This window comes from Streptomyces sp. NPDC048191 (assembly GCF_040652655.1).
Taxonomy (GTDB): Bacteria; Actinomycetota; Actinomycetes; order Streptomycetales; family Streptomycetaceae; genus Streptomyces.
In genome coordinates, this window is record NZ_JBEZMO010000008.1 from 277067 (window position 1) to 297695 (window position 20629).

General features: G+C 73.8%; 15 protein-coding genes. 11 read left to right on the plus strand and 4 right to left on the minus strand.

The window, feature by feature from the left end; genetic code table 11:
- The first annotated feature begins 315 nt into the window (after nucleotides 1–315).
- Nucleotides 316–846, plus strand: coding sequence for a GNAT family N-acetyltransferase (locus tag AB0D93_RS16745; protein WP_362119788.1), 531 nt, complete (start codon nucleotides 316–318; stop codon nucleotides 844–846).
- Nucleotides 847–919: 73 nt separating this feature from the next.
- Nucleotides 920–2623, plus strand: a complete 1704-nt coding sequence (locus AB0D93_RS16750; RefSeq protein ID WP_362119790.1) for a proline--tRNA ligase — start codon at nucleotides 920–922, stop codon at nucleotides 2621–2623.
- 74 nt (nucleotides 2624–2697) lie between these two features.
- Here AB0D93_RS16750 and AB0D93_RS16755 read toward each other — a convergent pair whose 3' ends face one another.
- From AB0D93_RS16755 to AB0D93_RS16765, 3 genes are read right to left on the minus strand one after another with little or no spacing between them, the layout of a single operon-like run.
- Nucleotides 2698–3597 carry an aminoglycoside phosphotransferase family protein gene (locus AB0D93_RS16755; protein WP_362119792.1) on the minus strand — a complete coding sequence of 300 codons (900 nt, stop codon included), beginning with the start codon at nucleotides 3595–3597 and terminating at the stop codon, nucleotides 2698–2700.
- Between the two features lie 56 nt (nucleotides 3598–3653).
- A complete protein-coding gene (locus AB0D93_RS16760) occupies nucleotides 3654–4145 on the minus strand; it encodes a ferritin-like domain-containing protein (RefSeq protein WP_362119794.1) in 492 nt (163 codons plus the stop codon).
- Entirely contained in the window at nucleotides 4142–4642 is a 501-nt protein-coding gene (locus AB0D93_RS16765) for a hypothetical protein (RefSeq protein WP_362119796.1), read from the minus strand. The genes AB0D93_RS16760 and AB0D93_RS16765 overlap by 4 nt, the downstream gene beginning before the upstream one ends.
- A gap of 254 nt (nucleotides 4643–4896) precedes the next feature.
- On the opposite strand from AB0D93_RS16765, the gene rimP reads away from it, so the two are divergent.
- The 9 genes from rimP to AB0D93_RS16810 all read left to right on the plus strand — a co-directional run bounded on the left by rimP (nucleotide 4897) and on the right by AB0D93_RS16810 (nucleotide 17448).
- Nucleotides 4897–5415, plus strand: coding sequence for a ribosome maturation factor RimP (gene rimP, locus AB0D93_RS16770; protein ID WP_362119798.1), 519 nt, complete (start codon nucleotides 4897–4899; stop codon nucleotides 5413–5415).
- Between the two features lie 2 nt (nucleotides 5416–5417).
- Nucleotides 5418–6404 (plus strand): transcription termination factor NusA, encoded by a 987-nt coding sequence (nusA, locus tag AB0D93_RS16775; RefSeq protein WP_362119800.1) that lies wholly within the window; start codon nucleotides 5418–5420, stop codon nucleotides 6402–6404.
- Nucleotides 6405–6534: 130 nt separating this feature from the next.
- On the plus strand, nucleotides 6535–6831 hold the full coding sequence (locus tag AB0D93_RS16780) for a YlxR family protein (protein WP_362119802.1): 297 nt from the start codon (nucleotides 6535–6537) through the stop codon (nucleotides 6829–6831).
- A 146-nt stretch (nucleotides 6832–6977) separates the two neighbouring features.
- Nucleotides 6978–10058, plus strand: a complete 3081-nt coding sequence (gene infB / locus AB0D93_RS16785) for a translation initiation factor IF-2 (protein WP_362119804.1) — start codon at nucleotides 6978–6980, stop codon at nucleotides 10056–10058.
- Nucleotides 10059–10254: 196 nt separating this feature from the next.
- Nucleotides 10255–10548, plus strand: a complete 294-nt coding sequence (locus AB0D93_RS16790) for a DUF503 domain-containing protein (RefSeq protein ID WP_030216812.1) — start codon at nucleotides 10255–10257, stop codon at nucleotides 10546–10548.
- Between the two features lie 61 nt (nucleotides 10549–10609).
- On the plus strand, nucleotides 10610–11062 hold the full coding sequence (rbfA, locus tag AB0D93_RS16795) for a 30S ribosome-binding factor RbfA (RefSeq protein WP_362119807.1): 453 nt from the start codon (nucleotides 10610–10612) through the stop codon (nucleotides 11060–11062).
- On the plus strand, nucleotides 11059–11964 hold the full coding sequence (gene truB / locus AB0D93_RS16800; RefSeq protein WP_362119809.1) for a tRNA pseudouridine(55) synthase TruB: 906 nt from the start codon (nucleotides 11059–11061) through the stop codon (nucleotides 11962–11964). Before rbfA ends, truB begins: the two co-directional genes overlap by 4 nt.
- A 259-nt stretch (nucleotides 11965–12223) precedes the next feature.
- Nucleotides 12224–16360, plus strand: a complete 4137-nt coding sequence (locus AB0D93_RS16805; RefSeq protein WP_362119811.1) for a hypothetical protein — start codon at nucleotides 12224–12226, stop codon at nucleotides 16358–16360.
- A gap of 140 nt (nucleotides 16361–16500) precedes the next feature.
- Complete coding sequence (locus AB0D93_RS16810; RefSeq protein WP_362119813.1) at nucleotides 16501–17448, plus strand: bifunctional riboflavin kinase/FAD synthetase; 948 nt, start codon at nucleotides 16501–16503, stop codon at nucleotides 17446–17448.
- A gap of 72 nt (nucleotides 17449–17520) precedes the next feature.
- Here AB0D93_RS16810 and AB0D93_RS16815 read toward each other — a convergent pair whose 3' ends face one another.
- Entirely contained in the window at nucleotides 17521–20586 is a 3066-nt protein-coding gene (locus AB0D93_RS16815) for an SCO5717 family growth-regulating ATPase (RefSeq protein ID WP_362119815.1), read from the minus strand.
- Nucleotides 20587–20629: the final 43 nt, after the last annotated feature.

Here is a 20629-nt window from a genome sequence, read left to right on the forward strand (position 1 = left end):
GGCCGCGACAGCACACGCCCGCCCGGCTGCGTTTGCTCATGCTCGCCCCGGCCCTGGATGCTCCCGGCCGTCAGGCCACGGTTGCTCATGCTCGCCCGGCCGCGACAGCCCACGCCCGTCCATCCTCGCCGTCCGGTCGCGACAGCGCACGCCCGTCCAGCCTCGCCGTCCGGTCGCGACAGCGCACGCCGTTCAGCCCCGCCGTCCGGTCGCGATGACGCGCGCCCGTCCGGCCCCGTCGGGCGTGCGCGCCCGCCCGGTCGGCGGTTGCTCACGGCCGCCCGGCAGCCGTGCAGCCCCCTGTACGCTCCCGGCATGGACCTCGTGATCGGCACCCTGGACCTCTACGCCCACGTCGACGAGGCCTTGGCGGTCCAGGCCGTCGCTTTCGGGCTCGGTCCCGACGAGGTCGCCGTACGCCGGCAGATCGTCCAGCGTCACATGCAGTTCCCCGGCGCGCGGGCCCTGGGCGCGACCGTCGGCGGACACCTCGTCGGCTTCGTGTACGGCATGCCCAACTCCCGCACCCACTGGTGGTCCACGGTCGTCGAGCCCTACCTGCGCGCGAGCGGCAACGACTTCTGGCTGGACGGCTCGTTCGTGATCACGGAGCTGCACGTCCACCCCGACCACCAGAACCGCGGCATCGGCCGCCGCCTGATCACCACCATCACGGACTCCGCCACCGAACCACGTTCGATCCTCTCCGCGATCGACACCGACAGCCCGGCCCGCGGCCTCTACCACTCCCTCGGCTACGTCGACCTCGCCCGCCAGGTCCACTTCCCGAGCGCGCCGCGGCCGTACGCCGTGATGGGCGCCCCCCTTCCCCTCCGCAGGCGCTGACCGATTTCCACCCCCGCAGCGAGCCCGGCTAACCTCCTTGCCATCACCCTTACCCGGCAGGAGTACGAGAACCATGGCCAACGCACCGGTCCAGCGCATGTCCCAGTTGATGGCGAAGACGCTGCGCGACGACCCGGCGGACGCCGAGGTCCTCAGCCACAAGCTCCTCGTCCGCGCCGGTTACGTCCGCCGCACCGCCGCCGGCATCTGGAGCTGGCTGCCCCTCGGCAAGAAGGTCCTCTCCAACGTGGAGCGGATCGTCCGCGAGGAGATGGACGCCATCGGCGCGCAGGAGGTCACGCTCCCCGCGCTGCTGCCGCGCGAGCCCTACGAGGCGACCGGCCGCTGGGACGAGTACGGCCAGGAGCTGTTCCGGCTCAAGGACCGCAAGGGCGGCGACTATCTCCTCGGCCCCACCCACGAGGAGATCTTCACCCTCCTGGTCAAGGACCAGTGCACGTCCTACAAGGACCTGCCGGTGATCCTCTACCAGATCCAGACCAAGTTCCGTGACGAGGCCCGCCCCCGCGCCGGCATCCTGCGCGGCCGTGAGTTCCTGATGAAGGACTCGTACTCCTTCGACCTCGAGGACGAGGGTCTGGCCCAGTCCTACGCCCTGCACCGCCAGGCCTACCAGCGCGTCTTCGAGCGCCTCGGCCTCGACTACCGCATCTGCGCGGCCACCGCCGGCGCCATGGGCGGCTCGAAGTCGGAGGAGTTCCTGGCCCCGGCCGAGGCCGGCGAGGACACCTTCGCGGACTGCCCGAACTGCGACTTCGCCGCCAACACGGAGGCGATCACCTACGCGCTGCAGCCCGTCGACGCCTCGGACGTGCCCGCGCTCGAGGAGATCCCCACCCCGGACACCCCGACCATCGAGACCCTGGCCGCCTCCCTCGGCGTCCCCGCCTCCGCCACGCTGAAGAACCTGCTGGTGAAGGTGGACGGCGAGATCGTCGCCGTCGGCGTGCCCGGCGACCGCGAGGTCGACCTGGGCAAGGTCGAGGCGCACTTCGCCCCGGCCGTCGTCGAGATGGTCACCGAGGCCGACTTCGCCGGCCGCCCCGACCTCGTCCGCGGCTACGTCGGCCCGCAGGGCCTCGGTGAGAAGGTGAAGTACCTCGCCGACCCGCGGGTGGCCCCCGGCACCTCGTGGATCACCGGCGCCAACAAGGACAACACCCACGCCAGGAACGTGGTCGCCGGCCGCGACTTCGAGGTCGACGAGTACGTCGACGTCGTCGTGGTCCAGGAGGGCGACCCCTGCCCGAAGTGCGGCACCGGCCTGAAGCTGGACCGCGCCATCGAGATCGGCCACATCTTCCAGCTCGGCCGCAAGTACACCGACGCCCTCAAGCTCGACGTCCTCGGCCAGAACGGCAAGCCGGTCCGCGTCACCATGGGCTCCTACGGCATCGGCGTCTCCCGCGCGGTCGCGGCCATCGCCGAGCAGAGCGCCGACGACAAGGGTCTGGTCTGGTCCAAGGAGGTCGCTCCGGCCGACGTGCACGTGGTCGCCGCCGGCAAGGCCCTGCAGACCGAGCTGGCCCTCGACGTCGCCGAGAAGCTGGCCGCCGCGGGCGTCCGCGTCCTGGTCGACGACCGGGCCGGCGTCTCCCCGGGCGTGAAGTTCACCGACGCCGAGCTGATCGGCGTCCCGCAGATCCTGGTCGCCGGCCGCCGCTCCGCCGAGGGCGTCCTGGAACTGAAGGACCGCAAGACCGGCGAGCGCGAGGAACTCTCGGTCGAGGACGCGATCGCCCGTCTGACGGCGTAACAGAGCAAGCCCCTCGACGACAGGGAAAGCCCCCTGAGACCCGCGGCGGTCTCAGGGGGCTTCGCCCGTGGCCCTCACAGCCACCCGGCGAACTCCAGCAACAGCTCCCCGTCCTTGGGCCGCCCCACCCGGAACGCCCGCACACCGGACTCCACCGCACGGAACAACGTCCACCCCCGCAACCGCTCCTGATCGACCTCGAGCGACTCCGCGAGCCGCTTGATCCGCCGCCGGACGGCACTCGCGCCGGACGGCGCCGCGATCAGGTCCTCCACCCGGTCCCGCACCAACCGCGCCAGATCGAACGCGGACTCACCGACCACCGGGTCGGGGCCCACCGCCAGCCACGGCACCCGGTCCCCGGCCAGCACCTTGCTCTGCCGGAACGTACCGTGCAGCAGCCGGTGCTCGGGCGGCGCGGCCACCAGCTCCTCGCGGGCCGCGAGCGCCGCGTCGACCAGCGGCGCCATGTCGGGGTCGGCCTCCGCGCCCGCCCGCATCGCCGCCGCCTGCCGTCCCGTGCGCTCGGCGACGGTCTCGAAGACGGGACCGGCCGGCGGCTCGACCCACAGCCGCCGCAGGGCGCCCGCCGCCTCCAGCAGCGCCTTCGCCTCCGGCAGCGACCGCACGGACACGTCGGGGTGCAGCCGCTCCAGCAGCAGCGCGCCGTCCCCCGCACCGGTTTCCAGCAGCTGTACGGCGCCCAGCCCGCCCCAGTGCGCCAGCGCCGCCCGCTCGCTCTCCGGGCGCGCCCTGGGCGGGGCCAGCTTCAGCACCGCCGGGGTGTCGTCGGCCTGCCGCACCAGCACCACCAGGCTGCTGCGGCCGCCCGGCACCTGGACCCGCTCCACGGTCAACTCGCGCGTGGCGACGGCCTGTTCGGCGATCGCGGGCAGCTGCGCCAGCCAGTCGTCCCCGGCCGGTGCCGTCTCACCGAGCGCCTTCACCAGGCGCGGCGGCGGTTCGAAAGCCATGCGCGAGTCGTTCCCTTCCAGTCCGTGTCGTACGGGCTCTCACCGGGTCACCCGGATCACGGTGACACCGAGGCGGAGGCCGACGGCGTGGCACCGGCCGCGCCCGCCGGCTGCTCGGCCCGCTCGGCGAGCCCAGGGAAGGCTACGCTCTCCCCGCCCCAGCGCACCGCGCGCACCGCGGCCTCCCGCAGGGCCGCGGCCGCGGAGCCGCGCCGGGTGCCCGTCACCGCCCGCACCACGTCGGCGTACACGTCCGCCACCCGCTCCTCAAGGCGGGCGGCGAGCCGTACGGCGGCGGGCGAGTCCGGCACCGGGAACGGCAGCGCGTACGCGGCGCTCGCGGCGACCGGCTGCCCGCCCAGGTCGCGGACATCGCGGGTCAGCGCGTCCCGGCGCGCCCGGTGGGCGTCGTACGCCGCGCGTGCCTCGGCCCTGCGCGCCGCGCCGATCTGGCCGCCGACCACGCCGTAGCCGTACACCGCCGCGTGCTCCGCCGCCAGCGCGGCCTGCAGCGCGGTCAGTTCGGCCGACTTCGCCTGGTCGCTCACTTCGCTCCCTTCGTCAGCAGGTACGCGTGCGTGGCCCCGGCCGCCGCCGCCGACGCCAGCAGCCGCGCCAGCTCCCCCGGCACGTCGAGCAGGTCCTTGGCGCGCCAGTCGGCGAGGGTGCGTTCGGCGGTGGCCAGGCCGGCGAGCGCGTCCTTCTCGGCGGCCGGGACGGGCAACGGGGAGGCCGAGGTCCTGGCGGGCGTGGCTGCCGTGGCGTCCGTGAACGCCCGGACGTGGGCCGCGACCTGGGCGCGCAGCGGGCGCAACCGCCCGGCGAGCCCGGGATGCGCGGCGAGGACGGCGTCGTACCGCTCCAGCAGCCCCCGGCTGTCCCGCGCCGCACGCGCGCGTGCCAGGTCCGTCGCCGACGGGCCCTTGGTGGCGCCGGTGTCCGGCTCGGCCGAGCAGCCCACCAGCAGGGCGGCGCCGGCGGCCGAGGCGAGCAGGGATCTTCTGCGCGGACCCGAGGGGGTGCGCGGCGGCGAGGGGTACGGCACTGCAGACGTCCTCGGGGAACTCGTACGGAGGGGAGACCGGAAGGGGGGTCGGGCGGCACGCCCGTGATCACCGTACCCGCGCACCCGTCCCACGCCACTCACCGGCACCGGTCGTCCCTGCTCGGCCCGGTCCGTCCACAGGGATCGTCCCGGCTTGTCCACAGGTGGACGGCAACACTCCCTGCGACCGGATACCCTTTGACCAGACACGCGACCCATCCCACAACAGCACACGCGGCCGAGGAGTCACCCGGATGAGCACCACCCAGAGCGAGAGGCTGCGAGAGCTGCTGGAACCGCTCGTCACCTCCCAGGGACTGGATCTCGAAGAGATCGCCGTGGACTCCGTCGGACGCAAGCGGGTGCTGCGTGTGGTCGTCGATTCCGACGCCGGAGCCGATCTGGACGCCATCGCCGATGTGAGCCGTGCGCTCTCGGCGAAGCTCGACGAGACCGACGCGATGGGCGACGCGGCGTACGACCTGGAGGTCGGAACCCCCGGCGCGGAGCGCCTCCTCACCGAGCGCCGGCACTTCGTGCGCGCCACCGACCGGCTCGTGAAGTTCCAGCTGGCCGAGGACGGCGAGCTGGTCGCCCGGATCCTGAAGGTCGACGAGGACGGTCTCGACGTCGAGGTCCCCGGCGTCAAGGGCCGCAAGGCCACCAGCCGCAGGCTCGGCTTCCCGGAGATCGAGAGGGCGCGCGTGCAGGTCGAGTTCAACCGCAAGGACCAGGCGGACACGAAGGACATGAAGGAAGAGGAGGAGGCGTAGCCGTGGACATCGACATGAGCGCCCTGCGGGGCTTGGTTCGGGAGAAGGAGATCTCCTTCGACCTGCTGGTCGAGGCGATCGAGTCGGCCCTCCTCATCGCCTACCACCGCACCGAGGGAAGCCGCCGACACGCGCGCGTGGAGCTCAACCGGGAGACCGGGCATGTGACCGTGTGGGCGAAGGAGGACCCCGAGGACCTGGAGGAGGGGCAGGAGGCGCGGGAGTTCGACGACACCCCGTCCGGCTTCGGCCGTATCGCCGCCACCACCGCCAAGCAGGTGATCCTGCAGCGGCTGCGCGACGCCGAGGACGACGCGACGCTCGGCGAGTACGCGGGCCGCGAGGGCGACATCGTCACCGGCGTGGTCCAGCAGGGCCGCGACCCGAAGAACGTGCTGGTCGACATCGGCAAGCTGGAGGCCATCCTGCCGGTGCAGGAGCAGGTGCCGGGTGAGACCTACCCGCACGGCATGCGCCTGAGGTCGTACGTCGTCCGGGTGGCCAAGGGCGTGCGCGGACCGTCGGTCACCCTCTCCCGTACGCACCCCAACCTGGTGAAGAAGCTCTTCGCCCTGGAGGTGCCGGAGATCGCCGACGGGTCGGTCGAGATCGCGGCGATCGCCCGTGAGGCCGGTCACCGCACCAAGATCGCCGTGCGGTCCACCCGTTCGGGGCTGAACGCCAAGGGTGCCTGTATCGGCCCGATGGGCGGCCGGGTGCGCAACGTGATGGGCGAGCTGAACGGCGAGAAGATCGACATCGTCGACTGGTCGGACGACCCGGCCGAGATGGTGGCGAACGCCCTGTCACCCGCTCGGGTGAGCAAGGTGGAGGTCGTCGACATGGCCGCCCGCTCCGCCCGGGTGACCGTGCCGGACTACCAGCTGTCGCTCGCGATCGGCAAGGAGGGGCAGAACGCCCGCCTCGCCGCCCGGCTCACCGGCTGGCGGATCGACATCCGGCCCGACACCGAGCAGGTGGCCGAGTGACGCCGGGTGACGCCGCGTGACCGGGCGACTCCGGGAATAGATCCAAGCCGCATGTCGCTTGGTTTACGACAACAGCCGTTCGATCTTTCCCCCGAAGGGGTGAGGTCGGTACGGGGAGGTAGACTTAACTGTGTCTGGCCGGACGCACGCCCGGGCATGCCCTGAGCGCACCTGTGTGGGGTGCCGGGAGCGGGCGGCCAAGAACGATCTGCTGCGGATCGTGAGGATCGAGGACGCATGCGCCCCCGATCCTCGCGGTACGCTGCCCGGCCGGGGTGCCTATGTACACCCCGCCCTGGTCTGTCTCGACCAGGCGGTACGCCGCCGGGCGTTCCCGCGGGCACTGCGCGCCCCGGGGCCGCTCGACATTAAGGCGTTGCGCCGATACGTCGAGCAGACAACAGTTGCCGAGCAGGCAACACCGTAAGACGTGTCGCACGGAACCCCCCGTGCGGCCTGGTACCTCGCGAGTCGAAAGCAGGTCGAGATTGCGATGAGCACTCGATGAGTACGCGATGAGTACGCCCATGAACTAGCGACGGTCCGGCTTCACCCGGACCTCAAAGGAGCGAAGTGGCTAAGGTCCGGGTCTACGAACTCGCCAAGGAGTTCGGAGTTGAGAGCAAGGTCGTCATGGCCAAGCTCCAGGAACTCGGTGAATTCGTCCGTTCGGCGTCTTCGACCATCGAAGCGCCTGTAGTACGCAAGCTGACCGACGCCTTCCAGGGCGGTGGCAACGGCAAGTCCGCCGGCAAGCCCGCCCCGCGCAAGGCAGCCCCCAGGCCCGCCGCGCCCTCTCCGGCGCAGGCTGGGGGTACCCCCCACGGCGCCAAGCCGGTGGGGGACCGTCCGGCTGCCCCGAAGCCGGCCGCCCCCAAGCCTCCGACGGCGCCGGCTGCCCAGCAGCCCGCTGCCCCGTCGGCTCCCGCGGCGTCCGCACCGGCCCCGGGCCCTCGTCCGGTGCCGGGTCCGAAGCCCGCGCCGCGTCCGGCCCCGGCCGCCCCGGAGTTCACCGCTCCGCCGGCCGCACAGGCCCCGCAGGCCCCGGCCGCGCAGGGTCCGCGTCCGGGCGCCCGTCCCGGCGCGCCGAAGCCCGGTGGCGGCCGTCCCGGTGGTCCCGGCCAGGGCCAGGCGGCCCGTCCGGGCCAGGGTGGGCGTCCCGGCGGCCAGGCCCCGCGCCCGGGTGCCCGTCCGGCCGGTCCGCGTCCGGGTAACAACCCCTTCACCTCCGGTGGCTCCACCGGCATGGCCCGCCCGCAGGCGCCTCGTCCGCAGGGCGCGCGTCCGGGTGGTCCCGGTGCGCCCGGCGGTGGTCCGCGTCCGCAGGCGCCCGGCGCCCAGGGCGGCGGTCCGCGTCCGCAGGCCCCCGGCGGTCCCCGGCCGTCGCCGTCCGGCATGCCCCGCCCGCAGGGCGGTCCGCGTCCCGGCCCGGCCGGTCCGCGTCCGAACCCCGGCATGATGCCGCAGCGTCCCGCTGCCGGCCCGCGCCCCGGCCCCGGTGGCGGCGGTCGCGGTCCGGCCGGTGCCGGTCGTCCCGGCGGCGGCGGTCGTCCCGGTGGCGGCGGCTTCGCCGGTCGTCCCGGTGGTGGCGGTGCCCGTCCGGGTGGCGGCGGCTTCGCCGGTCGTCCCGGTGGCGGTGGCGGCGGCTTCGGCGGCGGTCCCGGTGGTGGCGGCGGTGGCCGTCCCGGCTTCGGTGGCCGTCCCGGCGGTCCCGGTGGCCGCGGTGGCACGCAGGGCGCCTTCGGCCGTCCCGGCGGTCCGGCGCGTCGTGGCCGCAAGTCGAAGCGGCAGCGTCGCCAGGAGTACGAGGCCATGCAGGCCCCGAGCGTCGGCGGCGTGATGCTGCCGCGCGGCAACGGCGAGACCATCCGTCTCTCCCGCGGCGCGTCGCTCACCGACTTCGCGGAGAAGATCAACGCCAACCCGGCGTCCCTCGTCGCGGTCATGATGAACCTCGGCGAGATGGTCACCGCCACGCAGTCCGTCTCCGACGAGACCCTGCAGCTCCTCGCCGACGAGATGAACTACTCGGTTCAGATCGTCAGCCCCGAGGAGGAGGACCGCGAGCTGCTCGAGTCCTTCGACATCGAGTTCGGCGAGGACGAGGGCGACGAGGAGGACCTGGTGGTCCGTCCGCCGGTCGTCACCGTCATGGGTCACGTCGACCACGGAAAGACCCGACTGCTCGACGCCATCCGCAAGACCAACGTCATCGCGGGCGAGGCCGGCGGCATCACCCAGCACATCGGTGCCTACCAGGTCGCGACCGAGGTCAACGACGAAGAGCGCAAGATCACCTTCATCGACACCCCGGGTCACGAGGCGTTCACCGCCATGCGTGCCCGTGGTGCGAAGTCGACCGACATCGCGATCCTCGTGGTGGCGGCCAACGACGGTGTGATGCCGCAGACGGTCGAGGCCCTGAACCACGCCAAGGCGGCCGACGTGCCGATCGTGGTCGCGGTCAACAAGATCGACGTCGAGGGCGCCGACCCGACCAAGGTGCGCGGTCAGCTGACCGAGTACGGCCTGGTGGCCGAGGAGTACGGCGGCGACACCATGTTCGTCGACATCTCCGCCAAGCAGGGTCTGCACATCGACAGCCTCCTCGAGGCCGTCATCCTCACCGCGGACGCCTCGCTCGACCTGCGGGCCAACCCGAGCCAGGACGCGCAGGGCATCTCCATCGAGTCCCGTCTCGACCGCGGCCGTGGTGCCGTGGCGACGGTCCTCGTCCAGCGAGGCACCCTGCGGGTCGGCGACACGATGGTCGTGGGCGACGCCTACGGCCGAGTCCGCGCCATGCTCGACGACAACGGCAACAACGTCGCCGAGGCGGGCCCGTCGACGCCGGTCCAGGTCCTGGGCCTGACCAACGTCCCGGGTGCGGGCGACAACTTCCTGGTGGTCGACGAGGACCGTACGGCCCGTCAGATCGCCGAGAAGCGCGCCGCCCGTGAGCGCAACGCCGCGTTCGCCAAGCGCACGCGCCGCGTGTCGCTGGAGGACCTGGACAAGGTGCTGAAGGCCGGCGAGGTCCAGCAGCTGAACCTGATCATCAAGGGTGACGCTTCTGGTTCGGTCGAGGCGCTGGAGTCCTCCCTGCTCCAGCTGGACGTCGGCGAAGAGGTCGACATCCGCGTCCTGCACCGCGGCGTCGGTGCGGTCACGGAGTCCGACATCGACCTGGCGATGGGCTCCGACGCCATCGTGATCGGCTTCAACGTCCGCGCGGCCGGCCGCGCGGCGCAGATGGCCGAGCGCGAGGGCGTGGACGTCCGGTACTACTCGGTCATCTACCAGGCGATCGAGGAGATCGAGGCGGCCCTCAAGGGCATGCTCAAGCCGGAGTACGAAGAGGTCGAGCTCGGTACGGCGGAGATCCGCGAGGTCTTCAAGTCGTCCAAGCTGGGCAACATCGCCGGTGTCCTCATCCGCTCCGGCGAGGTGCGCCGCAACACCAAGGCCCGCCTCATCCGGGACGGCAAGGTGGTCGCGGAGAACCTCAACATCGAGGGTCTGCGTCGCTTCAAGGACGACGTCACCGAGATCCGCGAAGGGTTCGAGGGCGGTATCAACCTCGGCAACTTCAACGACATCAAGGTCGACGACGTCATCGCGACGTACGAGATGCGCGAGAAGCCGCGGGCGTAATCGCCAACGGTTCGTGCTGGCCGGCGGGACTTCGGTCCCGCCGGCCAGCGCGCCGTTCCGGGGGCTCCCCCCGGAGCCGACGGTGCCGGGAAACCCTGTCGAGCCACCGGCGGGTACGCGGTACCGTTCTTGATGTCCCCGACCACACGGACCCGGGGCCATCGATCCCGTACCGGCGGGTTAACCGGCTACACACATGTACGTGGGGACTCTGTCCTTCGACCTCCTCCTCGGCGACGTCCACTCGCTGAAGGAGAAGCGCTCCGTCGTCCGCCCGATCGTCGCCGAACTCCAGCGGAAGTACGCGGTGAGCGCGGCAGAGGTGGACCACATGGACCTCCACCGGCGAGCGGTCATCGGCCTCGCCATGGTCTCCGGCGACGCGGCGCACCTCACCGACGTGCTGGACCGGTGTGAACGGCTGGTCGCCGGCCGCCCCGAAGTGGAGCTGCTGTCGGTCCGACGCCGCTTCCACGGTGAGGACGACTGACGACGACCAACGGCGACCAGACCACAGAACGCAAGCAGAAGAAAGAACGGGAGACGGACCAGTGGCCGACAACGCGCGGGCGAAAAGGCTGGCGGACCTCATCCGGGAGGTGGTGGCCCAGAAGCTGCAGCGCGGGATCAAGGACCCGCGGCTCGGCTCGCACGTCACCATCACGGACACCCGGGTCACGGGTGACCTGCGGGAGGCGACCGTCTTCTACACGGTCTACGGCGACGACGAGGAGCGGAAGGCCGCCGCAGCGGGCCTGGAGAGCGCCAAGGGCATCCTGCGCTCCGAGGTCGGCCGCGCGGCCGGTGTGAAGTTCACGCCGACCCTGACCTTCGTCGCGGACGCCCTGCCGGACACCGCCCGGACCATCGAGGACCTCCTCGACAAGGCCCGGCAGTCCGACGCGAAGGTCCGCGAGGCCTCCGCGGGCGCCGACTACGCGGGCGGCGCGGACCCGTACCGGAAGCCGGCGGACGACGAGACGGACGGCGACGCCGCGGAATGACCCAGAAGCACACCACGCCCGACGGCCTCGTCATCGTCGACAAGCCGTCGGGCTTCACTTCGCACGACGTGGTCGCCAAGATGCGCGGGATCGCCAGGACCCGCCGCGTCGGCCACGCGGGCACCCTCGACCCGATGGCGACCGGCGTCCTGGTCCTCGGCGTCGAGCGCGCCACCAAGCTCCTCGGGCACCTCGCCCTCACGGAGAAGGAGTACCTGGGCACCATCCGCCTGGGCCAGAACACGCTCACCGACGACGCCGAGGGCGAGATCACCTCGTCCACCGACGCCTCCAAGGTGACCCGGGACGCCGTCGACGCCGGGATCGCCAAGCTGACCGGCGACATCATGCAGGTGCCGTCCAAGGTCAGCGCCATCAAGATCGACGGCGTTCGGTCGTACAAGCGGGCCCGCGAGGGCGAGGACTTCGACATCCCCGCCCGGCCGGTGACGGTCTCCTCCTTCGCGGTGTACGACGTCCGCGACGCCGTCGCCGAGGACGGCACCCCGGTCCTCGACCTGGTCGTCTCCGTCGTCTGTTCCTCCGGCACCTACATCCGCGCCCTCGCCCGTGACCTGGGCGCCGACCTCGGTGTCGGCGGCCACCTCACCGCGCTGCGCCGGACGCGCGTCGGACCGTACAGGATCGATACGGCGAAGACGCTGGACGAGCTCCAGCAGGAGCTGACGGTGATGCCGATCGCGGAGGCCGCCGGGGCCGCGTTCCCGCGCTGGCAGGTCGACGCGCGGCGGGCCCGGCTGCTGCTGAACGGCGTCCGGCTGGAGATGCCCGACGAGTACGCGGGCGCCGGTCCCGTCGCCGTGTTCGACGCCGACGGCCGTCTCCTCGCGCTCGTCGAACAGCACAAGGGCAAGGCCAAGAGCCTGGCCGTCTTCGGCTGAGCGACCCGCACGCGGGTGTTGCCCGTGGAGCGGCGGCCGGCCACGGGGTGAGCCCCTGCCGCCGCTCCACGGTCCCCCCTCGGTTCCCCCACCCCTAGGGTTATCCAGCGGCTCCCTCCTATTCACCCGTCCGGGCAGGCGCTCGGAGTGAACCAGGGGAGCGGAAGGGGGCGCGTTCGCCACGCGATCTGTCCCGCCGATCATCACGCGCCTACCGTCGGATCTCAGGGCACACGGGGACGGGCGGGGAGGTACGGCCATGGCGGGACGGGGCCCGCGCACCGGAAGCGGTCGCCGTGCGGCCACGGACGGCGCGCCGGAGACGGCGAACGGCTCGCGAGGGTCTGTCCGGGGCCGTACGGGCGACGGTGGCACCACGGGTGCCACCGGCTACACCACAGGTACCGCCGGGGCCGGGTACACCACAGGCGGCAGCACCGGCACCGTCGGCGGCGCCGGTACGGCAGGTCTCTCGGACGTGACCGCCGACCCTGGGGCGCACCCCGGGCCCGCGCTGGTCCAGCTCCGCGACCTCGCCGGCCGCCCGCGAGGCGTCGGTTTCCTCGCCGATCACCAGGGCACCCTGCTCACCGGCCACGAAGCCGTCGACGGCCTGCCCCGGCTCGTGCTGCAGTCCGCGGGCGGCGACCGTACCTGTCTGGTCGCCGCGGACGCCGTCACCCCGCTGCCCGACCTCGGCCTGGCCCTGGTCCGCACCGAGGGCCTGGGCCTGGAGCCGCTGCCGCTGACCGTGCGGGAGCGGATCGACTCCGGCACGTACGTGCGGATTCCCGCGGGCTGCTGGCGGGAGGCCCGGGTGCTGGCCGCCACCGAGGTCACGTACACCGCCACCGACCGTTTCCACGTCCTGAAGGACGCGCTGGAACTGGCCATCGGCACGGCGGGCCGGGACGCGCTGCGGCTGGGCGGCGGCGCGGCCGGGGGACCGGTGCTCGACGCGGAGACCGGCGCCGTCCTCGGTGTCCTGGGCACCGCCCTGCACTCCGCGCGGCGCGACACGGGCTTCGCGGTGCCGCTGCGGGCCGCGGCCGGCCCCCTCGCCGAACTGCTCGCCCGCAACGCGGCCACCGTGCCCGCCTACGGGGCCGACCTCAACCTGGCCGGCATCCTGCAGCTGACCGCCACCTCGGTCGGCCAGGACGGCCCGCAGGGCTTCCTCGCCGGCATCGTGGAGCCGGTGCGACGCGACGGTGTCGCACGGGCGTTGGCCGAGTTCACGGACGGTGAGCGGACCGTGCTCGGACTGGTCGGCGCTCCGGGCAGCGGTCGTACGACGGAACTCGCGGCCCTCGCCGCCCGCCGGGCCCGGGACGAGCGGCCCGCCCCGACGCTGTGGCTGCGCGGCGCCGACCTGGAGGACGCCGACGACTCCGTGGCCGACGCGGCCCGCCGCTCCCTGGAACGGGCCGCCCGGATCGTCGCCGCCGCCCGCTCCGTCGACCCGCAAGCCCTGGGGGACCTCAGCCCCGGGCACCTGGCCCGGGTGGCCGCCCGCTCGGGCCGTCCCCTCCTGCTCCTCCTCGACGGCCCCGAGGAGATGCCCCCCGTCCTCGCCCACCGCCTGCCCGAGTGGACCAGGCAAACGGCCACCTGGCTGCACGAGACCGGAGCACGCCTGGTGGTGGCCTGCCGGGAGGAGTACTGGGAGCGCGCGGGCACACACTTCCCCACCGCCGAGCTGTACGCCCCAGCGAGGCCGGACCTTTCCGGGCACGGTGGGGGTAGCGGGCATCGTGCGAACAGCGGGGTGACTGGGCAGGCTGGGGTGGTTTTCGGCCATGGGGCGCTTGCCCAAGAACCTGCTGCTCCTTCCCCGGCTCCGCCGCCGGCGGCTCCTACGTCTCCTACGGCCCAACAGGAGGCTCCCGCCGGTGCGATGTCTTCCGAGGTTTCTCCAGATCCCGCCGGTCTCACGACCCCGGCCTCCCCGGCCGTGCCCTGCGGCTCCGCAGCGCCTCTTGCGTCCACGGCTCCGGCGGCTCCGGCGGACCATGTCACGGCCCCCGTCCCCCCGGCCGTGCCCTGCGGCTCCGCAGTGCCTCTCGCATCCACGGCTCCGGCGGACCGTTTTACGGCCCCCGTCTCCGCGGCGCCCCTCCCGCCCGTGGCCTCCGCCGCTCACGTGCCCCCCGGGGCCGCTGTCGATTCCGAGGTTGTTCCCGGGAGTGTCCGCTCCGTCGGGCCCGTTGACATGGCCGACGCCGCCCCCGCGGTCATCCCGCTCCCGCCCTGTCTGCGGCTTCCCGACCTGACGGAGGACGAGGCCCGGCAGGCGCGTGTCCGGTACGGGATTCCGGACGGTGCCCTTTCCGATCGGGACGCCCGGCATCCGCTCACCCTCCGGATGCTGGCCGAGGTCCGGGCCGCCGCACCGGAGACGCAGGTCGCGGGGCCGGTCGACCGGCACGAGGTGTTCGCGGCCCACCTCGACCTGATGTGCCTGCGCATCGCCGTCCGGCTCGCCGTGGAGAGCGGTCTGCGAGGCACGGCCGTACGCCGGCTCGCCGCCCGGGTGGCCGGGCAGGTGCACGAGGCCGCCCGGCGCAGCCTCGGCCCCGGACAGGGCGAGCTGGACCGCGCCTCCTTCGAGGCGGTGTTCCCCTGGGGCCCCGCCCCGGCCCGGCTCGGTGGCGGCGCCGGCTGGGCGTCCGCCGTGCTGACCGAGGGCCTCCTGGTCCCGGCCGGCCGCGGCTACCGGTTCGCGGACGAGGAGCTGGCCGACTGGCTCCAGGGCACGCACCTCGACCTCGACGAGGCTTTGCGGGCCCTGGTGCACCGCCCCCGTGCCGCGCGGGACAGCGCCACCGTGCCCGTACCGCACCATCGCGTCGGACCCGTCGTCCAGGCCCTGCTGCTCCTCGCCCGGCAGCACGGCACCCACCAACTGGCCGACCGCCTCAGGGACTTGACGGAGGCCCTGGACTGCGACCCCGTGTCCTGGTGGGCCGCCCGGCTGCTCGCCCGCACCCTGCTCCAGGTCCCGGACGCCACGCCGTACACCGAGGTGCTGCGGCTGCTCGCGGACCGCATCGTCGGCCGGTGCCGCGCGCGCCGGCCCGTGCCGGCCGAGTTCGGTCCGGCCTTCTGGACCGAACTGCCGCTCGACGACACCGAGCGGCTCGACCTGCTGCGCCGCCTCGTCCTGGCCGACCAGGCGCCCCCGGAGGTCGGCGCACGCTACCTGGACGCCGTCGCCCGGCTGCTCTCCGCCGCACCCGCCGTCGTACAGCCCCGGCTGACGTGCTGGTTCGACGACGAGCGGCCGCTGCCCGCGACCCCGCACGCCACCGTCGCGACCGCCGCGCAGGCGCTGCTGCACACCCACCGCCACGGCGCGCTGGACGGGCTCACCGAGCTCCTGGTGGCGAGCCCGCACCGACGCGCCGACGAACTGCTCGCCACGCTCGCCGAGGACGAGCCGTCGGCCGTCTGCCGGGCCGTCGACCGCTGGGCGCACGACGAACGCCCCGCCCGCCGGGCCGCGGCCGTGACCCACGGTCTGCGTGCCGCGTCCCACGTCCGCTCGGAGGCCGACCGGGAGCTGCTGCGCTACGCCGCCCTCGCCCTGCTGGCCCGCCCCGCCGACCGCACCCTGCACGGCGGCGCCCTCGCCCTGCTGGTCAGCGACCCGCACACCCGCGCCACACACCTCGCGGCGGCCCTGCGGCACTTCGCCGACGGCGACCCGCAGTTCCCGCCGAGCGCCCTGGCCCCCGCCCTGACCACCCACCCCGAACCGGTCCTGGAGGCCTTCCGCACCCGCCTCCGCGGCCAGGACGCCGTGGAGGCGCTGCGCACCCTCACCGACGTCACCACACCCGCCCTGGCCCTCCGCGTCGCGCCCCTGCTCCAGGAGGCCGTCCGGCTGCGACCGGCCACCGCCGGACACATCGCCTCCCACATCGACCACCGTCTCGCCCAGGGCCCCACCACCCGGCCCGTCCTGCTGCCCCTGGTCACCGGCCTGCTGGAAGACGCCCCCGAGCCGCTCCGCGCGGCCCTCGCCACCGTCCTCGCCGCCCCCGGCAGCCCCGCCTCCCGCCCGCTGCGCCGCGAACTCCTGGAACTGCTGCTCGCCCGGGAGCAGGAACCGTCCGTGCTGGACGCCGTCCTGCACGCGGCGGCGGAGCACGGCGCGGGCGGGGAGGAGGAGGCCCGCGGGCTCGTGCACCGCACCGGCCTGCTCCTCGTGCGCACCCCCGAGGGCGCCACCCGCTTCGACCGCGGCCTGGTCGACCTGGGCCGGCACGTGCCCGGCTTCGCGGCCCGGATGGCCCGCTGGCTGGCCGACACCCCGGAGGACTGGGCCGCCGTGGTGGGCCCCAGCACGCGCCGCACGCTGGAGAACCTGGCGGGCGTCCGGGTACCGGCCTGAGCGGTGACACGGCGCTGCCGTGAACGTGCGCCCCGTCACAGCCCCGACACCGATGAGGGTCCCGAGCACCCGGCATGGCACCCTTAGACCTGCGCAAGTCTTAAGCGTCGATATGGACACGGGTTCGAGGAGCGGTCACAGTGCAACGCTGGCGTGGCTTGGAGGACATCCCCCAGGACTGGGGGCGCAGCGTCGTCACCATCGGTTCCTACGACGGCGTCCACCGCGGCCACCAGCTGATCATCAGGCACGCCGTCGACCGCGCCCGGGAGCTGGGCGTCCCGGCCGTCGTGGTCACCTTCGACCCGCACCCCAGCGAGGTCGTGCGTCCCGGCAGCCACCCGCCGCTGCTCGCCCCGCACCACCGGCGCGCCGAGCTGATGGCGGACCTGGGCGTGGACGCGGTCCTGATCCTCCCCTTCACCAAGGAGTTCTCGAAGCTCTCGCCCGCCGACTTCGTGGTGAAGGTCCTGGTGGACAAGCTGCACGCGAAGGCGGTCGTGGAGGGTCCGAACTTCCGCTTCGGCCACAAGGCCGCCGGCAACGTGGAGTTCCTCGTCGAACAGGGCGAGATCTACGACTTCGAGGTCGAGGTCGTCGACCTGTACGTCACCGGCGAGGCGGGTGGCGGACAGCCGTTCTCCTCGACGCTGACCCGCCGCCTGGTCGCCGAGGGCGACGTGGCGGGCGCCCGGGAGATCCTGGGCCGCCCGCACCGGGTGGAGGGCGTAGTCGTCCGTGGCGCCCAGCGCGGGCGCGAACTGGGCTTCCCGACGGCCAACGTGGAGACCCTCCCGCACACCGCCATCCCCGCCGACGGCGTGTACGCCGGTTATCTGCACGTCGAGGGCGAGGCCATGCCGGCCGCGATCTCCGTCGGCACGAACCCGCAGTTCGACGGCACGGAGCGCACGGTGGAGGCGTACGCCATCGACCGCGTCGGCCTCGACCTGTACGGCCTGCACGTCGCCGTCGACTTCCTCGCCTATGTGCGCGGCCAGGCGAAGTTCGACTCGCTGGAGGCCCTGCTGGAGCAGATGGCCGCGGACGTGAAGCGGTGCCGGGAGATCGTGGGCGAGCAGGAGTAGGCCTTCGGCGGTGCTACGACGCGAAAGGGCGGCCGGTGCGGTGAGCACCGGCCGCCCTTTCGGTCGCTTCGGTCACTGCTGCGGCGGCGGGGCCTGCGGCGGCTGCTGTCCCTGCGGGGGCTGGGGGTAGCCGTACGGCTGGCCCTGCTGCGGCGGGTACGGCTGCTGCCCCGGGGCGGCCTGCGGGTACGGCTGCTGGTCCGCGGCCTGCGGGTAAGGCTGCTGACCCGGTGCCTGCGGGTACGGCTGGCCCTGCTGGGGCGGATAGGGCTGCGGCGTCCCGCCGTACAGCTCCTGGCCCGGTGCCTGCGGGTAGGGCTGGCCCGGCGTGGACTGACCCGGCATCGGCGGGGCGGCGACCGGCGGCGGGTTGCCGTCGCTCGTCCACAGGCCGTGCGCCTGCTGGTGGCGGGTGAAGTCCTCGGCGACCAGCGCGGCGAGGTGGAAGTAGGCCTCCCGCGTCTTCGGCCGCATCATGTCGAGGTCGACCTCGGCACCGGCGGCCAGATGCTCGTCGAAGGGCACGACCACGACCCCGCGGGTCCGTGTCTGGAAGTGCGCCACGATGTCCTCGACCTTGATCATCTTGCCGGTCTCGCGGACCCCGGAGATCACCGTGAGCGATCGGGAGACCAGGTCGGCGTACCCGTGCGCGGACAGCCAGTCCAGTGTCGTACTGGCGCTGCTCGCGCCGTCCACGGACGGCGTGGAGATGATGATCAGCTGGTCGGCGAGGTCCAGCACACCGCGCATGGCGCTGTACAGCAGGCCGGTGCCGGAGTCGGTCAGGATGACCGGGTACTGCCGGCCGAGCACGTCGATCGCGCGGCGGTAGTCCTCGTCGTTGAACGTGGTCGAGACGGCCGGGTCCACGTCGTTGGCGATGATCTCCAGACCGGACGGCGCCTGCGAGGTGAACCGCCGGATGTCCATGTAGGAGTTCAGGTACGGGATCGCCTGGACGAGGTCACGGATGGTCGCCCCGGTCTCGCGGCGCACCCGTCGGCCGAGCGTGCCGGCGTCCGGGTTCGCGTCGATCGCGAGGATCTTGTCCTGCCGCTCGGTGGCGAGCGTGGAGCCGAGCGCGGTGGTCGTGGTCGTCTTGCCGACGCCGCCCTTGAGGCTGATCACCGCGATCCGGTAGCAGGACAGCACCGGTGTGCGGATCAGGTCCAGCTTGCGCTGCCGCTCGGCCTCCTCCTTCTTGCCGCCGAGCTTGAAGCGACCGGAGGCCGCCGTGGGCCGCCCGCTCTTCGCCTTCTGCCTCTTGTTGTTGAGTAGCCGGTCGGCCGACAACTCCACGGCGGCGGTGTAACCGAGCGGCGCCGCACCGGGGTTGGTCGGCTGCCGCTGGTCGTGCTGGACGGGCTGCGGCCATGCGGCACCGGAGCGCGGGTCCACCGGCGCCTGCGGGCCGTGCGCGCCCTCGGCCGCCGGCCCGCCCCCCGGTCCCTGCGGGAACCCGTACCCGCCCGGCTGGGGCTGGGTGTTGGGGGTGCCGGGCTGGGGGAAGCCGTAACCGGCGGGCGGGGTGGGGGCGTTGGGGTTCGGCTGCTGCGCGGGCGGCTGCGGGAAGCCGTAACCGCCCGGCTGGGGCTGGGGCTGGGGCTGGGGCTGGGGCTGGGTGTTGGGGGTGCCGGGCTGGGGGAAGCCGTAACCGGCGGGCGGGATGGGGGCGTTGGGGTTCGGCTGCTGTGCCGGTGGCTGCGGGAAGCCGTAACCGCCCGTCGGGGCGGGTCCCGTCGGGGCGGGCTGCGGCCCCGGGCCCGTCGTCGGTGCCGCCGGGTTCGGCGCGGGGGCGCCGGGCTGGTTCTGCTGGCTCCAGGCGGCGGGCGCGGGCTGCGGGGCCTGCGGCTGGAACGGCGGCTGCTGTCCGGGCAGGCCACCGGGTCCCTGCGCGGCCGCCGGCTGCGGCTGACCCGGCATCGGACCGGGCTGCTGCGGCGCGTCCGGCTGGCCGGGCCACTGTGCCGCCGGGGCGGGCGCCGCGGGCTGGTACGAGGGCGGCAGCGGGGGCACACCGCTCGGCGGCACGGGCGGAGGCGTCCAGCCCGGCTGGGCGTCCTGTGCGGCAGCGGGCGGTACGGCGGCCTGGGGGGCGCCGGTCTGCGGGGCACTGTCGGCCTGGGCACCGGGCTCCGGCGCGCCCGGCTGAGGCGCACCCTCCTGGGCGGCGGCGTCCGCGGCGGCGGAGACCTGTGCACCGGCGTCGGCTGACCCGGCGTCGGTTGAGCCGGCGTCGGCTGACCCGGTGTCGGCGGACGTGGCGTCGGCGGCGGAAGCATCCCCGGCGGCGGCCGCGTCCACGGACCCGGTGCCGGCCGGGGACATGCCCTCGGCCCGGTCCTCGTCCCCGTCGGCCTCGGGGGTCGCAGTGGCCTGCACGGCGGACGCGTCGCGCTCCGCGCCGTCCTCCTCGACGGCCCCGTCCCCGGTGCTCTCGCCCGCCTGCGACTCGGCACCGTCGGCGGAACCCTCCGGCGCGTCGTCCTCGGCGGAGCCGCCCCCGACCTCGCGGTCGGCGGTAGCCGTGGCGGGAGTCGTACCAGCAGCCGCCGTACCCGAAGCCTCGGCGGAGCCCTCGTCGTCGGACGCGACCTGCTTCGCGGCAGCCGTCGCGCGCTCGGCGATCTCGGCCATCTCGCGCTTCAGGGCCACGGCGGAGAACCGCATGGTGGCCCCGCTCTCCAGGTCCCCGTTGCCCGTCTCCGGCTCGACCGCGGCGGCCGGGGCCTCCGGCCGGGCGGGCTGCGGTGCTGCCGACTGGGCGGGCTGCGGCGGTGCCTGCGAGGCGGACTGCGGCGGTGCCTGCGGGGCGGGCTGCGGTGCTGTCGACTGGGCGGGCTGCGGCTGCTGCAGCTCGAAGCCCTCGGGCAACCGCGGCATCGGGACGGGACTCCCGACGGGCGGCGCGGGCGGCGTCGGCGCGGCGTAGGGCGCGCCGTGCGGCGGGGGCGGAGGCGGCACCGGGGCCGACGAAGGCGCGCCGGAGGGACCCGGCGCGTTCTGCGTGTACCAGGCGGGCGGGGCGTAGTCGATGGTGAACTCGCCCGTCATCTCGATGGCGGACTCCGCGTCGGTCTGGTCGTCGTCGGGTGTGTCCCAGCCCCCGCGGATCCCGTCCCGATCGCTGTTCACAGTTCCTCCTGGTGGTCGAACACCCTCATGCCGTGCTTGGGGG